This is a genomic window from Hydrogenophaga electricum, from assembly GCF_030160815.1.
Taxonomy (GTDB): Bacteria; Pseudomonadota; Gammaproteobacteria; order Burkholderiales; family Burkholderiaceae_C; genus Hydrogenophaga; species Hydrogenophaga electricum.
Genome location: NZ_BSPB01000069.1, coordinates 1 through 14,202 on the forward strand (window position 1 = coordinate 1; position 14,202 = coordinate 14,202).

A 14,202-nucleotide genomic window follows, 5' to 3' on the forward strand; every position below is an offset into this window, starting at 1 on the left:
CGATCTGGTCATAGGCCTTGGCCTGACCACCGAACTTGCGCGACAGCACCGTGGTGATCGCCGCCGTCAGCGTCGTCTTGCCATGGTCCACGTGACCAATCGTGCCCACGTTCACGTGCGGCTTGGTCCGCTCGAACTTTTCCTTTGCCATTTTTCAGCTCCGCTTGAAAAAATTTGCCGAAACCACAAAAAACACCAGGGTATTGGTGCCCATGGCGGGAATCGGACCCGCGACCTCTCCCTTACCAAGGGAGTGCTCTACCACTGAGCCACATGGGCCTGAGCAACCAGCCTGAGCCAGCCACCCGGAAACTTCTACACACCACCGCCTCATGCGAGACAAACCAACCATCAGCACCCATGGAGCGGGAGACGGGAATCGAACCCGCGTCATCAGCTTGGAAGGCTGGGGTTCTACCATTGAACTACTCCCGCCAGAGCTCACCGGCAAAGCCGGTCAGCCAAAGCAAATTCACCCAATCGCTCGCATTTGCTGTACTGATCGCTGGTGGAGGAGGCTGGATTCGAACCAGCGTAGGCGTAAGCCAACAGATTTACAGTCTGCCCCCTTTAGCCACTCGGGCACCCCTCCGTAGCGAAGCCATGCATTATGCCATGGTTTTGTGTCGTTTCCAAAACCCGACGCACTTTTGGGCTTTCACCAGTTGATCGGTACCTGCCCATGGGCACTCAGCCAAGCATTGACTGCCCCGAAGTGCCCGCAACCGAGAAAGGGCTCGGGCCCCCGCCGTGCCGACAATGGCGAAGGATGATTCGCGGTGAGCACCTGGTGGCGCTGCGCATCGATCCGCGCAGCTTTTTTCTGCGCATGCGCGCCCCACAGCAGAAACAGCTTGGCACGCCCCTGGGCATTGCAGGCATCGATCAGGCTGTCGGTCAACACCTCCCAACCGCGCCCGGCATGGCTGCCTGCCTGCCCCGCCTCCACAGTCAGCGTCGTGTTCAACAGCAGCACCCCCTGCTCGGCCCAGCGCACGAGCGAGCCGTCGTCCGGCGAGGACAGGCCAAGGTCGCGCTGCAGCTCCTGCCGAATGTTGCGCAGGCTGGGCGGCACGCGCACACCCGGCGCCACCGAGAAGGCCAGCCCTTCGGCCTGGCCCGGGCCGTGGTAGGGGTCCTGCCCAAGAATGACCACCCGCACATCCGCCATCGCCGTCAGGGCGAGCGCGCGCAAAGGCTGCGGCGGATAGATCACCGCGCCGGCGGCCAGACGCCGATGCAGGTAAGCCAACAGACCTTGCCCTGCCTGCCCGTCCCAGAAGCGGTCCAACCAAGGCTGCCAATCGGGTTGCACCCCCCGGTCGCCCGGCTCCGCCTGCCGCAATCGGGCACCGTCCGGGGCGTCAGCCTCCCAGAGATCGGTCTGCATGCGCGGCACGCTTTCAGGCGAACAGTTCAGCCAAGGCCAAACCAGGGTCCGGCTGGCGCATGAAGGCTTCGCCCACGAGGAAGGCGTTCACATTCGCCGCACGCATCGTTTGCACGTCGGCACGCGCCAGGATGCCCGACTCGGTGACCAGCAGGCGGTCCGCAGGCACCTCGGGCAGCATGTCCAGCGTGGTCTGCAGACTGACCTCGAAGGTGCGCAGGTTGCGGTTGTTGATGCCAAGCAGGGGGGTTTTCAGCTTGAGCGCGCGGTGCAACTCCTCACGATCGTGCACCTCCACCAGCACCGCCATGTTCAGGCCACGCGCCAGCGCTTCAAGATCGGCCATCTGGGCGTCATCGAGACAGGCGGCGATGAGCAGGATGCAGTCAGCCCCCATGGCCCGCGCCTCGTAGACCTGGTACGCATCCACCACGAAGTCCTTGCGCAGCACGGGCAGACCGCAACTGGCCCGCGCCTGCTTGAGGTAGTCCGCGCTGCCCTGAAAAAACTGGCGGTCGGTCAGCACCGACAGGCAGGCCGCGCTGACCCGGCCGTCGCCTTCGGCATAGCTCTGAGCGATGTCGGCCGGGATGAAGTCTTCGCGCAACACGCCTTTGCTCGGACTGGCCTTCTTGATCTCGGCGATCACCGCAGCCTGCCCGGCGGCGATCTTGGCGCGCAAGGCGCCTTCGAAATCGCGCGTCAGCAGGCGGCTCTCGGCGTCTTCACGCACCACCGCCAGCGGCTTCTTTTTGAGGGCGGCAGCGATTTCCTCGCGCTTGACGTCGACAATTTTTTTCAGGATGTCACTCATGGGGGGATCGATCTTCCGGAGGTGGTGCCTGGAGCACCTTTTTGATGACACGGTGCATGACCACGCCAGCCACGATGAACAGCGCGGACACGCCCAAGGCAATCCAGGCGCCCTCGTTATTCAGCCAGGCGGGCATGGCAGGCACTCAGGCGGTCACGGCCGACTGGGTGAAGGCCTGCAGTTCACGCAGCTTGGCCAGCGCCGCACCCGATTCCAGCGTGCGGCGCGCCAGCGCAATGCCCTGCGCCATGTCAGGCGCGACATTGGCGGCGTACAGCGCCACGCCGGCATTGAGCGCCACGATGTCCTTGGCGGCCTTGAGCGCCGGTTCGTCGCGGTTTTCCAGCACGCCCAGCAGCATGGCTTTCGAGTCCTCAGGTGTTTCGACGCGCAAAGCCCGGCTGCCGGCCATGGTCAGACCGAAGTCCTCAGGGTGCACCTCGTATTCGGCAATTTCCCCGTTCTTCAGTTCCCCCACCATAGTCGCAGCCCCCAGCGACACTTCGTCCATGCCGTCGCGGCCGTACACGACCACAGCGTGCTCGGCCCCCAGGCGCTGCAGCGCCCGCACCTGGATGCCGACCAGGTCGGGGTGGAACACGCCCATCAGGATGTTGGGGGCTGAGGCCGGGTTGGTCAGCGGGCCCAGGATGTTGAAGATGGTCTTGATCCCCAGTTCGCGGCGCACCGGCGCCACGTTCTTCATGGCCGGGTGGTGGTTGGGGGCGAACATGAAGCCCACGCCCACCTCGGCAATGGCGCGCGCAATCGCGTCCGGCGGCAGATTGAGGTTGATCCCCAGGCTCTCCAGCACGTCGGCACTGCCGCTCTTGCTGGAGACGCTGCGCCCGCCGTGCTTGCTGACCTTGGCGCCTGCGGCGGCGGCCACAAACATGGAGCAGGTGGAGATGTTGAAGGTGTGCGAGCCGTCGCCCCCCGTGCCGACGATGTCGACCAGATGGGTCTTGTCGGCCACATGCACCTTGGTCGAAAACTCGCGCATCACTTGCGCGGCGGCCGTGATCTCGCCGATGGTTTCCTTCTTCACGCGCAAGCCGGTGATCAGCGCGGCCATCATCACCGGCGACATCTCGCCGCTCATGATCAAGCGCATCAGGTGCAGCATCTCGTCATGGAAAATTTCGCGGTGCTCGATCGTGCGCTGCAGGGCTTCCTGCGGGGTGATCTTGTGGGCGTGGGGCATGGAAGGTCTCCGGAAATCAGCGGGAAGGATTGTCGGACAGGGCCAGCTTCAGGCCAAAGCCGATGAACAGAAGGCCAGCCACGCGGTCCATCCTGTGCATGGCGCGCTGCACGGCGCCGACGCGGCGCGAGGCCCAGCCGGCCAGCCAGGCGTAGCCGAAGTTGATGGGCAGCGAATTGAGGCTGAACAGCAGCCCCAGCAACAGGAACGCGCTCACCTTGTCCTCGGTGCCGGGCGCCATGAATTGCGGCACAAAGGCCAGGAAGAACAGCGCCACCTTGGGGTTGAGCACGTTGGTCAGAAAACCCTGGCGATAGATGCGCCCCAGGTTCACCGCCCTGGACGCCTGACCACTGACCGCGGGCATCACCGGCGCCCCGCCCCGGGTCAGCAGCAGTTTCACGCCCATCCACAGCAGATAGGCGGCGCCGGCCCACTTGAGCAGGGTGAATGCCGTGGCCGAGGTGGCCAGCAGCGCGCCGACGCCCAGTGCGGCCGCAAACACATGCACGAAACAGCCGCTGACAATGCCCAGCGCCGCGACCATGCCCGCGCGCACACCACTCTTGAGCGCACTGCTCACGATATAGAGCACGTCGGGGCCGGGCGTGAGGTTGAGCAGCCAGCCCGCCGCGATGAACATCAGAAGATGGGGGGTGTCTGGCATGGTGCGCTTCCTCTCGACCGTCAGTACGGGCCGCTGCGCCCCGCGCCAGCCGGGACCGCCGACGCTTCGGCAAAGAAGCGTCGCACCGTGGCGATGGCACGGTCGATACCCGCCGCATCCACGTCCAGATGTGTGACGAAGCGCAAGCCAATCAGGCCGGTGGCCAGCACGCCATGGGCCTGCAAAAACGCCAGCAGCGCCGGGCCCCGCCCTTCGGCCACATCGACGAAGACGATGTTGGTTTCGGCCGATTTCACCGTCAGCCCCTCGATACCGGCCAGTCCCTCAGCCAGACGCCGTGCATGGGCGTGGTCATCGGCCAGGCGGTCCACGTGATGGTCCAGGGCATGCAGCGCGCAGGCGGCCAGCAGGCCGGCCTGCCGCAGGCCGCCACCCGCCATCTTGCGCACGCGGCGGGCGCGGGCGATGAAGGCGTTCGAGCCGCACAAGGCCGACCCCACCGGCGCCCCCAGGCCCTTGCTGAAACAGACCGACAGGCTGTCAAAGTGATCGGCAATCTCGCGCAGACGGCCCAACGTGCCCTGCCCCGGCGCGGCCGAGGCCACGGCCGCGTTGAACACGCGAGCTCCGTCCAGATGGGTGCACAGGCCCTTCTCACGCGCCAGCGCCGTGGCCTCGCGCAGGTAGTCGTCGGGCATCACATTTCCGTTCCAGGTGTTCTCCAGACACAGCAAGCGGGTGCGGGCAAAGTGCGGGTCGTCCGGCTTGATCGCCGCCGCAATGTCGGCCAGTGCCATCCGGCCCTGCGCATCCTGCAGCAGCGGCTGCGGCTGCACACTGCCGAACACCGCAGCCCCACCACCTTCGTAGCGGTAGGTGTGGGCCAGTTGGCCGACGATGTACTCGTCACCGCGCCCGCAGTGCGCCAGGATGCCGCAGAGATTGCTTTGCGTCCCCGAGGGCATGAACAGCGCGGCCTCCTTGCCTGTCATTGCCGCGATGCGCTCCTGCAGCGCATTGACCGTCGGGTCGTCGCCAAACACATCGTCGCCGAGCGGTGCGGCCATCATGGCGGCCCGCATGGCCGGCGTGGGCTGCGTGACGGTGTCGCTGCGCAGATCAACGATCTTCATGCGGCTTGCTCCAGGAAGTTTCTCAGCATCGCATGGCCATGTTCGGTCAGGATGCTTTCCGGATGAAACTGCACGCCTTCGATGGCGAGCGTCTTGTGCTTCACGCCCATGATCTCGCCGTCGGGCGTCCAGGCCGTGACCTTGAGGCAGTCGGGGCAGCTCTCGCGCTGGATGGCCAGCGAGTGGTAGCGGTTGACGGTGAACTGCTCGGGCAGGTTCGCGAACACGCCCTCCTGCGTGGTGGTGATGACGCTGGTCTTGCCATGCATCAGCTCCTGCGCGCGGACGATCTGGCCGCCGAAGGCCGCGCCAATGCTCTGGTGGCCCAGACACACACCCAGGATGGGCAGCTTTCCCGCGAAATGCTGGATAGCCGGCACCGAGATGCCGGCCTCGGCCGGCGAGCAGGGACCGGGCGAAATGACCAGGCGGTCGATCTGGCCGGCGTCCAGCCGGCGCTGGATCTCGTCCACGGTGATCTCGTCGTTGCGCACCACGGTCACGTCGGCGCCGAGTTCGCCGAAGTACTGCACGATGTTGAAGGTGAACGAGTCGTAGTTGTCCACCATGAGGAGTTTGATTTTTTGGCTCATCGTGTTCACTCCAGGCCTTCTTCCACCAGCTCCGCCGCACGCAGCAAAGCGCGCGCCTTGTGCTCGGTCTCCCTCCATTCCATCTCGGGCACCGAGTCGGCCACCACGCCGGCGGCCGCCTGCACATGCAGGGTCTGGTCCTTGATGATGGCGGTGCGGATGGCGATGGCCACGTCCATGTCGCCCGCGTAGCTGAGGTAACCGCAGGCGCCGCCGTAGATACCGCGTTTGACCGGTTCGAGCTGGTCGATCAGTTCCATCGCGTGCACCTTGGGCGCGCCGGTCAGCGTGCCGGCCGGGAAGGTGGCCTTGAGCACATCCATGTTGGTCATGCCGTCGTTCAGGATGCCTTCGACATTGCTCACGATGTGCATCACATGGCTGTAGCGCTCGACCACGAAGGCCTCGGTCACCTTGACGCTGCCGATCTTCGCGATGCGGCCGATGTCGTTGCGCGCCAGGTCGATCAGCATCACGTGCTCGGCGCGCTCCTTCGGATCGGCCAGCAGCTCGACCTCGGTCGCCTTGTCCTTCTCCGGCGTGGCACCCCGTGGGCGGGTGCCGGCCAGTGGGCGGATGATCACTTTGTTGGCCCCCACGCTCCGCCGCTGCGCTGGATCGCTGCCCCCCAAGGGGGCGTTCGCGCCTTGGGGCGACCCGGCGTCGCTCATGCCCTCTTCGACGCGCTCCTGGCGGACCAGGATCTCGGGCGATGCGCCCACCACATGGAAGTCCCCGAAGTGGTAGTAATACATGTAGGGCGACGGGTTCAGCGAGCGCAGTGCGCGGTACAGGCTCAGCGGTGATTCGGTGTAGCGCTTGCTGATGCGCTGCCCCACCTGCACCTGCATGAAGTCGCCCGCGGCGATCAGCTCTTTGGCCCGTTCGACCGAGGCGAGGTAATCATCCTTGGCAAAGCTGCGCTGCGCAGGATGGTTCTGGCTGGGTTTGACCGTGGGCGCCGCGACCGAATACTTGAGCGCCTCTTTCAGTTCGCGCAGACGCTTTTTCGCGTTCGCGTAGGCCTCGGATTGCGCCGGGTCGGCATAGACGATGAGGTAGAGCTTGCCCGACAGGTTGTCGATGACCGCCAGCTCCTCGCACTGAAGCAACAGGATGTCGGGTGTACCCAGGGTGTCGGGCGGGCAGGTGGTTTCGAGCTTCTTCTCGATATAGCGCACCGCGTCGTAGCCGAAGTAACCGGCGAGGCCACCACAAAAGCGCGGCAGCCCCGGCCGCAACGCCACCTTGAAGCGCTGCTGATAGGCCGCGATGAAGTCCAGCGGGTTGCCCTGGTTCGTCTCGACCACCACGCCGTCGTGCACCACCTCGGTCCTGGCGTCGGTACCAAAGCCGCTGGCGCGCAGCAGGGTGCGGGCGGGCAGGCCGATGAAACTGTAGCGCCCGAAGCGCTCGCCGCCGACGACGGATTCGAGCAGGAAGCTGTGCTTGCCATCGCCCCGGCCATGGGCCAGCTTGAGGTACAGCGAAAGCGGGGTTTCGAGATCCGCAAAGGCCTCGACCATCAGCGGAATGCGGTTGTAGCCCTGCTGGGCCAGGCTCTTGAATTCGAGTTCGGTGATCACGGTTCTTTCTCCGATGCACCCGGTCCGGCAGAGGGGACGGGCGATCCTTCTTGGGAATCGGCGGCGCGAAAGGCGCCAGGCCACTGGCAGCAGGAGGGTACAGGCGCGGGGCCGGCACCTCCGATCAGGAGGGGAGTTGCACGATTACGCTGGCTTGCGCCAGGGCCAGGCTCCCCGGCCATTGCGGCCAGGCACGAAACCCGGAAGAACTGTGCATGTGACGAACATGATGCGCGCAGTGTAGCAAAGCACGCCGGGGCCTGGCGGGCAGGGGGTCGAAGAGGTCATACCCCGGGTTTGTCCGCAGCGGTACCGCCTTGTACCTTCGGAATGGCTTGGACACAATGCCGTCATCCATTGGCCACCGATGCCCCGTTCATGCCCATTTCTCTGCGCTTCCAGACCAACGCCCTCCCCGCCCTGGCCTTGCTGCTGGCGATGTCGGCCGGCAGCGGCCAGGCGGCCGCCGTCGAAGTGGCCGGCATCCAACTGCCCGACCAGATCACCGTGGCCGATCAGCCATTGGTGCTCAACGGCGCAGGGGTGCGCTACCGGGCCGTCTTTCAGGTGTACGCCGCCGGTCTCTACCTCAGCGCCCGCGCCACCACCCCGAATGACGTGCTGGCCGCCCCCGGCCCCAAGCGACTGAGCATCACGATGCTGCGCGACATCGACTCGGCCGAGCTGGGCAAGCTGTTCTCGCGGGGCATGGAAGACAACCTGGACCGCAGCAGCTTCTCGCGCCTGGTGCCCGGGGTGCTGCGCATGAGCCAGATCTTTTCGGACCACAAGCGCTTGCGCAGCGGTGAAACCTTTTCTGTCGACTGGATCCCCGGATCGGGCACGGTGATCACCGTGAAGGGGCAGATCGAGGGCACTCCGTTTCCCGAACCGGCGTTCTTTCAGGCACTGATGCGCATCTGGCTGGGCGACAAACCTGCCGACTGGAAGCTCAAAGACGCCTTGCTGGGCCAATAACCTGACCACAAAGTGATCCCCGCCGCACCCGGCCGGGTTATCCCCAGTTGCTGCATTGCAGCAGCACTGATCGAATCAGGCGGTTTTACCTCCGCCTGCCATGTTCCGACGCCACCTGCTGCTGACTGCGCTGACCACCCTGGCCCTTGCGCCCGCCGCCCTACACGCCCAGGACAACACCGCTGGCGACATCGTGGTCGCCCACATCGGGCCGTTCACGGTGCTGCCCGCCCCCGACGCCAGGGAGCTCAATGCGGGCATGACCGCAGCCCTGGCCGAAATCAATGGCCGCGGTGGCATCCAGGGCCGCAAGGTGTCGCTGATCACGCTGGACGACGCCTACAGCTTTGAAGGGTTCCGTTCCCAGCTCGACAAAGCCATGGACAGCAAGCCGGTGGCCCTGCTGGCACCGCTGGGGTCGGTCACACTCAAGCGCATGCTCGACAGCCAGTTGCTGGACAGCACCGACATCGTCATCCTCAACGCCGTGCCCGGCGCCGGCGTGCTGCGCTCGCCCGGCCATCCCAAGCTGTTCCACATCCGCGCCAGCGACGATCAGCAGATCCGCAAGATTCTGGCCCATGCCCGCACGCTGAACATCCGCTCCATGGGCGTGCTGCACCAGGACATTCCCATTGGCACGTCGGGGCTGGCCGCGGCGCGGACGGCCGCCGCGGCCGAAAACGGCATCGAGGTGGTGGCCGCCGCGGCCAGCACCGATGCCCCGGCCATTACCGCCGCGGCCAAGGCCATTGCCCAGGCCAACCCGCAATCGGCCCTGGTGATCGGTGCCCCCAAATTCGTTGGCGAGAGCATTGCGGCGCTGCGCGCTGCCGGCATCACCCAGCAAATCTTCACCCTGTCGTACCTGCCGGCGCCCGCGCTGGCCAAGTTTGCCGGCGCCGGCGCCCGGGGTGTGGGCATCGCGCAGACCTTCCCGAACCCGTCCGGCGTCAAGCTGCCGCTGCAACGGGCCTTCCGCGCGGCCATGGAAAAAACCCATCCCGACCTGAAGACCTACACCACCTTCCACATGGAGGGCTACGTGACGGCCCGCGTGTTGGCCGAAGCCGCGCGGCGTGCCCGCAGCATCAACCCGACCGGCATTGCACAGAGCCTGCGCGCCATGGGCGAATGGGACCTGGGCGGCTACCGCGTCGACTTCAGCCGCGGCAACGCGGGCAGCGACTGGGTCGACATCGGCGTGGTATCGGGCGACGGCCGGCTGCTGTACTGACCCGCGCCACGGGCGGCTCAGACCAGCCGGGCCGCCAGTTCGTCCAGCCGGTCGACATGGCCATCGGCATCCACGGCGCGCACCGGTTCGCCGTGGTTGTAGCCGTAGGTCACCAGCACCACCGGGCATCCGGCAGCGCGCGCGGCCTGGGCGTCGTTTTGCGAATCGCCGACCATGAGGGTGTGCGCAGGCGGTATGCCCAGCGCCTCGCAGGTCTTTTGCAGCGGCAGGGGGTCGGGCTTCTTGCGCTCAAAACTGTCCCCGCCAAACACCGGCCCGAAAAAACCGTCGAGCGCCTTGGCGCGCAACAGCGCCCGGGCAAAGGCCAGCGGCTTGTTGGTCAGGCAGGCCATGGGAAGCCCCGCGGCCTGGAGCGCCAGCAGGCCCTCGCGCACGCCCGGATAGACCGCCGAGAACGCACCGTTGATCGCCTGGTAATGCTGCTGGTAAGCCTGCCAGGCGGGTTCGTAGAGCGTGTCCACGCTGCGCGCCGAACACACATTGGTCAGCCCCGTCACCTCGGGCAGGGCCAGTTGGTGCGCGAGCACGCTGCGGATCAGGTGCTCGGAACCCTTGCCGACGGTGCGCTCCAGCAGCGCGCGCGAGACCGGGGGCAGATCGAGACCGGCCAGGGTGCGGTTGAGCGCGGCTTCAAAGTCGCCCAGGGTGTCGACCAGCGTGCCGTCGAGGTCGACCATCACCGCCCCCACGCGCCAGCCCCGTGCGGCCTGCCGGCCCGCTCCGTCTGTGGCGGGACCGGCGCCGAGCCCGATGTCCACGAGACGCGGCATCAGGCCAGCGCCGCGCGCATCTGGTCGATGACAGCCTGGTAGTCCGGCTTGCCGAAGATGGCGCTGCCGGCCACGAAGGTGTCGGCTCCGGCGTCGGCCACGCGGCGGATGTTGTCGGCCTTGATGCCGCCGTCCACCTCCAGGCGGATGTCCTTGCCGCTGGCCTCGATGCGCTTCTTCGCCTGCTCGATCTTGCGCAGGGCGGAGTCGATGAAGCTCTGACCGCCGAAGCCGGGGTTGACGCTCATGATCAGGATCAGGTCGATGTCGTCGATCAGCCAGTCCAGCACGTCCAGCGACGCACCGGGATTGAAGGTCAGGCCGGCCTTGGCGCCCTTGGCCTTGATGGCCTGCACGCTGCGGTGCACGTGCGTGCTGGCGTCGGGGTGGAAACTCACCAGGTCGGCGCCGGCGTCGATGAACGCACCGGCCAGCGCGTCCACCGGCTGGATCATCAGGTGCACGTCGATGGGCACTGGCGTGCCATCCGCCGTCTTGGCATGCGGCTTGAGCGCCTGGCAGATCATGGGCCCGAAGGTCAGGTTGGGCACGTAGTGGTTGTCCATCACGTCGAAGTGGATCCAGTCAGCGCCCGCGGCGATGACGTTTTTCACTTCCTCGCCCAGGCGGGCGAAGTCGGCGGACAGGATGGACGGGGCGATGCGGTACGGGGTCATGGGGCGTGGGTCGGTCGGGCCAGAGGGCAGGCGCGCATTGTCGCAGGCTGGCGCAGGTCTTGCAGGCGCGCGTTAACATGCCGCCCATGTCGAAATACGCCTTCACCTGCGAGGTGGAACCCCAGTACCTGAGCGAACAGTCCCAGCCCGACGAGGACGTTTACGCCTTCGCCTACACGGTGACCATCACCAACACCGGCGAGGTCGCGGCCCAGCTCATCGCGCGCCACTGGCTGATCGAGGACGCACGGGGCCGGACCGACGAGGTCAAAGGACTGGGCGTCGTCGGCAAGCAGCCCCTGCTGCGACCGGGCGAGTCGTTCCAATACACCAGTGGCACCCACCTGAGCACGCCCACCGGCAGCATGCGCGGCAGCTATTTCTGTGTGGCCGAAGACGGAGAACGCTTTGAAACCGAGATCCCCGAATTCGCCCTGCTCGCCGAAGGCGACGATCCGGGCCTGACGACCCCGCGCGTGCTGCACTGAACCGGTGCGCCATGGAACTGCACCGGCTGCTCGACACCCTCGACCCGGATGCGCCGCTCGCGCAGCGCCATCTCTGGCTGATCGACCTGCTCGCCTGGGTTCGCGGTGATGCCCGCGATCCGCAGGAAAGCGTCGACCGTGTGCGCCTGCTGCTCGACGCCGCACAGGCCCGCCCCGAATGGTGTGCACGCTGGCACCCGTGGTGGAACACCTTCCTGCAGACGGTGGACCTCACCCCGCTGCTGGCCGACTTCGGTTTCGCGCCCCGCACGGCCTTCCTCAGCGAATTCAACCACCGCATGCGGCGCAAGCTGCTGCCGGGCACGCCCGAGACCACCGACCTGGCCGAGCTGTTCGGCCTGCTGCTGCCATCACCCTTCGACGCGCGCTGGATCCAGGCACTGGACACGGCCACCCTGCAGCGCCTGCGCAGCCTGCTGCTGGAAGCCCCGGCCGACGATGGCGCGCCCGCCTCGGTGGCCACCGCCGAGTTCTGGTCGTCCACGCTGCTGGACGCGCTGACCTTCTGCATCGGCCAGATCAGCGCCACCGGCTTCGCCTCGGAAATCCGCGCCCGCCTGTCGGCCGATGCCCAGGCGGGGCGGCCGTTCCACGACCTGCCCGTGCACTTCGAAGCGTTGCGCCAGGCCGTCGTCATCCACGGCCCCGACAGCGGTGCCACCCAGCTCGCCGCCGAGCGCCTGACGCACCAGCTCGACCTGTGCCGCCAGGCGGCCCAGTCGGTGTACACCCACCTCGAAGAACACGGCATCTCGGTCGGCATCGTGTTCCTGCTGCGCCAGTTGCGCGCCCGCATCCTGCGCAGCCGGCAACTGCTGGACTGCCTGCTGTCGGAAAAACCCGAACGCGCCACGGCCGCGCTGCTCGCCGATCTGGTCCAGGTCGGCCAGGACGGGCGCAGCATCCGCGCCCTGATCGCCAGCAGTTCCCACCTGACCGCGGCCAAGGTGGCCGAGCGCAGTGCCGAAAGCGGCGAGCACTACATCACCCGCAACGGGGCCGAATACCGGCAGATGCTGGGCAAGGCCGCCGGCGGCGGCGCCCTTCTGGGAGTGACCACCTGGGTGAAGTTCGCCCTCACCGGGCTGGCGCTGTCGGCCTTCTGGGGCGGCTTTGCTGCGGGTTTGAACTACGCCCTTTCGTTCGTGCTGGTGCAACTGCTGCACTGGACGGTGGCCACCAAGCAGCCGGCCGTGACCGCACCGGCCATGGTGGCCAAGCTGCGCGACATCCGCGCGCCCGGCGCGGTGCGGCGGTTCGTTGACGAAGTGGCCAACCTGCTGCGCTCGCAGATCGCCGCCATTGTTGGCAACGTGGGCGCCGTCATCCCGGTGGTGCTGCTGATCAGCCTGGGGCTGTCGCTGCTGAGCGGGCACCCGATGCTCAGCGAGGAAAAGGCCCGCCACGTGCTGCACGACCAGCACCTGCTCGGTCCGACCGCGCTGTTCGCGGCGCTCACCGGTGTGCTGCTGTTCGCCTCCAGCATCGTGGCCGGCTGGGTGGAAAACTGGTTCGTGTTCCACCGGCTCGATTCGGCCATCGCCCACAACCCGCGCTTCACCCGCACGCTCGGCAGCGAGCGTGCCGCGCGCTGGGCCACGTTCCTGCGCAGCAACATCTCCGGGCTGGCGGCCAACATTTCCCTGGGGTTCATGCTCGGGCTGGTGCCGGCCTTTGCCGCCTTCTTCGGCCTCGGGCTGGAAGTGCGGCACGTCACCCTGTCGGCCGGCCAGGTCACGGCCGCGGCGGCCAAGCTCGGCTGGCCGGTGCTGTCGGAGCCGGCGTTCTGGTGGGCCGTGGGCGGGGTGTTGGTCATCGGCCCCCTGAACCTGGCGGTGAGCTTCTACCTGGCCTTCCGACTGGCCCTCAAGGCCCAGGCTATCAGCGACGTGAACCGGCAGCGCATCAACGTGGCCCTGCGCCAGCGCATGCGCCAGGCCCCGCTGAGCTTTCTCTTCCCGCCCCGGCGGCCAGCCGCCGAACCGCCGGACCCCGACGACGCCTCTGGCGACGCCGTGCCCCCCGCCTCCCAGCCCTGAATCCCCATGGCCCCAGACACGCCACCGCCCGGCAACGGTGAGTTCGATCTCATCCGCCGCCATTTCCTCCGGTCTGACAAGGCCCTGTCGGCCCAGGTCGCACTCGGTATCGGCGACGATTGCGCGCTGCTGCAACCGGCGCCCGGCCACCAGTTGGCCATCTCCACCGACATGCTGGTCCAGGGTCGGCATTTCTTCCCTGACGTGGACCCGGTCGCACTCGGCCACAAGGCCCTGGCGGTCAACCTCAGCGACCTCGCGGCCATGGGCGCGCGCCCGCTGGGCTTCACGCTGGCCCTGGCGTTGCCGCAGGTCGACCATCACTGGCTGGCCGCCTTCTCGCGGGGGTTGTTCGCGCTGGCCGATGCCCACGAATGCCCGCTGATCGGCGGCGACACCACGCGTGGCCCGCTGAACCTGTGCATCACCGTGCTGGGCGAGTTGCGCACCGGGCAGGCGCTGCGTCGCCGCTCGGCGCGCGCCGGCGACGACCTGTACCTGAGTGGGCAGGTCGGTGAAGCCCGGCTGGCGCTGGAACACCGGCGCGGCCGCCCCTGGACCGCCACCCTGCCCGCCGCGGCCTTGCCCGCGCTGCAGCGGCGGCTGGACTGGCCCGAGCCGCG

Annotated in this window: 16 protein-coding genes and 3 tRNA genes; 5 read left to right on the plus strand and 14 right to left on the minus strand. The window is 67.1% G+C overall.

Features of this window, described 5'->3' with window-relative positions; genetic code table 11:
• The 12 genes from QQK43_RS20935 to QQK43_RS20990 all read right to left on the minus strand — a co-directional run.
• The coding region (locus QQK43_RS20935) for a GTP-binding protein (protein ID WP_284309331.1) at positions 1-151 on the minus strand (151 nt) is incomplete at its 3' end.
• Positions 152-204: 53 nt separating this feature from the next.
• Positions 205-279: transfer RNA gene (locus tag QQK43_RS20940), tRNA-Thr, on the minus strand.
• An 82-nt stretch (positions 280-361) separates the two neighbouring features.
• A tRNA-Gly gene (locus QQK43_RS20945) sits at positions 362-435 on the minus strand.
• Positions 436-506: 71 nt separating this feature from the next.
• Positions 507-592 (minus strand) — tRNA-Tyr (locus QQK43_RS20950).
• A 66-nt stretch (positions 593-658) separates the two neighbouring features.
• Complete coding sequence (locus QQK43_RS20955) at positions 659-1,390, minus strand: uracil-DNA glycosylase (RefSeq protein ID WP_284309320.1); 732 nt, start codon at positions 1,388-1,390, stop codon at positions 659-661.
• Positions 1,391-1,403: 13 nt separating this feature from the next.
• A complete protein-coding gene (gene trpC / locus QQK43_RS20960; RefSeq protein WP_284309321.1) occupies positions 1,404-2,204 on the minus strand; it encodes an indole-3-glycerol phosphate synthase TrpC in 801 nt (266 codons plus the stop codon).
• Positions 2,197-2,340, minus strand: a complete 144-nt coding sequence (locus tag QQK43_RS20965) for a hypothetical protein (RefSeq protein ID WP_284309322.1) — start codon at positions 2,338-2,340, stop codon at positions 2,197-2,199. The genes trpC and QQK43_RS20965 overlap by 8 nt, the downstream gene beginning before the upstream one ends.
• 9 nt (positions 2,341-2,349) lie before the next feature.
• Positions 2,350-3,408: an anthranilate phosphoribosyltransferase gene (trpD, locus tag QQK43_RS20970; RefSeq protein ID WP_284309323.1), complete on the minus strand. Its 1,059-nt coding sequence runs from the start codon at positions 3,406-3,408 to the stop codon at positions 2,350-2,352.
• A 16-nt stretch (positions 3,409-3,424) separates the two neighbouring features.
• Positions 3,425-4,075 carry a LysE family translocator gene (locus tag QQK43_RS20975; protein ID WP_284309324.1) on the minus strand — a complete coding sequence of 217 codons (651 nt, stop codon included), beginning with the start codon at positions 4,073-4,075 and terminating at the stop codon, positions 3,425-3,427.
• Between the two features lie 20 nt (positions 4,076-4,095).
• Entirely contained in the window at positions 4,096-5,169 is a 1,074-nt protein-coding gene (gene ltaE / locus QQK43_RS20980) for a low-specificity L-threonine aldolase (protein WP_284309325.1), read from the minus strand.
• A complete protein-coding gene (locus QQK43_RS20985; protein WP_284309326.1) occupies positions 5,166-5,762 on the minus strand; it encodes an anthranilate synthase component II in 597 nt (198 codons plus the stop codon). Before QQK43_RS20985 ends, ltaE begins: the two co-directional genes overlap by 4 nt.
• 5 nt (positions 5,763-5,767) lie before the next feature.
• Entirely contained in the window at positions 5,768-7,348 is a 1,581-nt protein-coding gene (locus QQK43_RS20990; RefSeq protein WP_284309327.1) for an anthranilate synthase component I family protein, read from the minus strand.
• A gap of 378 nt (positions 7,349-7,726) precedes the next feature.
• Between QQK43_RS20990 and QQK43_RS20995 the strand changes: the two genes are divergently transcribed.
• Positions 7,727-8,326 carry a chalcone isomerase family protein gene (locus tag QQK43_RS20995; RefSeq protein ID WP_370465329.1) on the plus strand — a complete coding sequence of 200 codons (600 nt, stop codon included), beginning with the start codon at positions 7,727-7,729 and terminating at the stop codon, positions 8,324-8,326.
• A 100-nt stretch (positions 8,327-8,426) separates the two neighbouring features.
• Positions 8,427-9,563 (plus strand): ABC transporter substrate-binding protein, encoded by a 1,137-nt coding sequence (locus tag QQK43_RS21000; RefSeq protein ID WP_284309328.1) that lies wholly within the window; start codon positions 8,427-8,429, stop codon positions 9,561-9,563.
• A gap of 17 nt (positions 9,564-9,580) precedes the next feature.
• Here the strand turns inward: QQK43_RS21000 and gph are convergent, their stop codons facing one another.
• Together gph and rpe are read right to left on the minus strand one after the other, a co-directional pair.
• Positions 9,581-10,261, minus strand: a complete 681-nt coding sequence (gene gph, locus QQK43_RS21005) for a phosphoglycolate phosphatase (protein ID WP_284309333.1) — start codon at positions 10,259-10,261, stop codon at positions 9,581-9,583.
• Between the two features lie 92 nt (positions 10,262-10,353).
• Positions 10,354-11,031 (minus strand): ribulose-phosphate 3-epimerase, encoded by a 678-nt coding sequence (rpe, locus tag QQK43_RS21010; RefSeq protein ID WP_234267174.1) that lies wholly within the window; start codon positions 11,029-11,031, stop codon positions 10,354-10,356.
• Between the two features lie 86 nt (positions 11,032-11,117).
• On the opposite strand from rpe, the gene apaG reads away from it, so the two are divergent.
• The 3 genes from apaG to thiL all read left to right on the plus strand — a co-directional run.
• Positions 11,118-11,519: a Co2+/Mg2+ efflux facilitator ApaG/CorD gene (gene apaG / locus QQK43_RS21015; protein WP_234267188.1), complete on the plus strand. Its 402-nt coding sequence runs from the start codon at positions 11,118-11,120 to the stop codon at positions 11,517-11,519.
• A gap of 11 nt (positions 11,520-11,530) precedes the next feature.
• Entirely contained in the window at positions 11,531-13,579 is a 2,049-nt protein-coding gene (gene tlpB / locus QQK43_RS21020) for a transporter-like protein TlpB (RefSeq protein WP_284309329.1), read from the plus strand.
• A 6-nt stretch (positions 13,580-13,585) separates the two neighbouring features.
• Positions 13,586-14,202 (plus strand): thiamine-phosphate kinase (thiL, locus tag QQK43_RS21025; protein ID WP_284309330.1); only part of this gene is annotated, 617 nt, incomplete at its 3' end.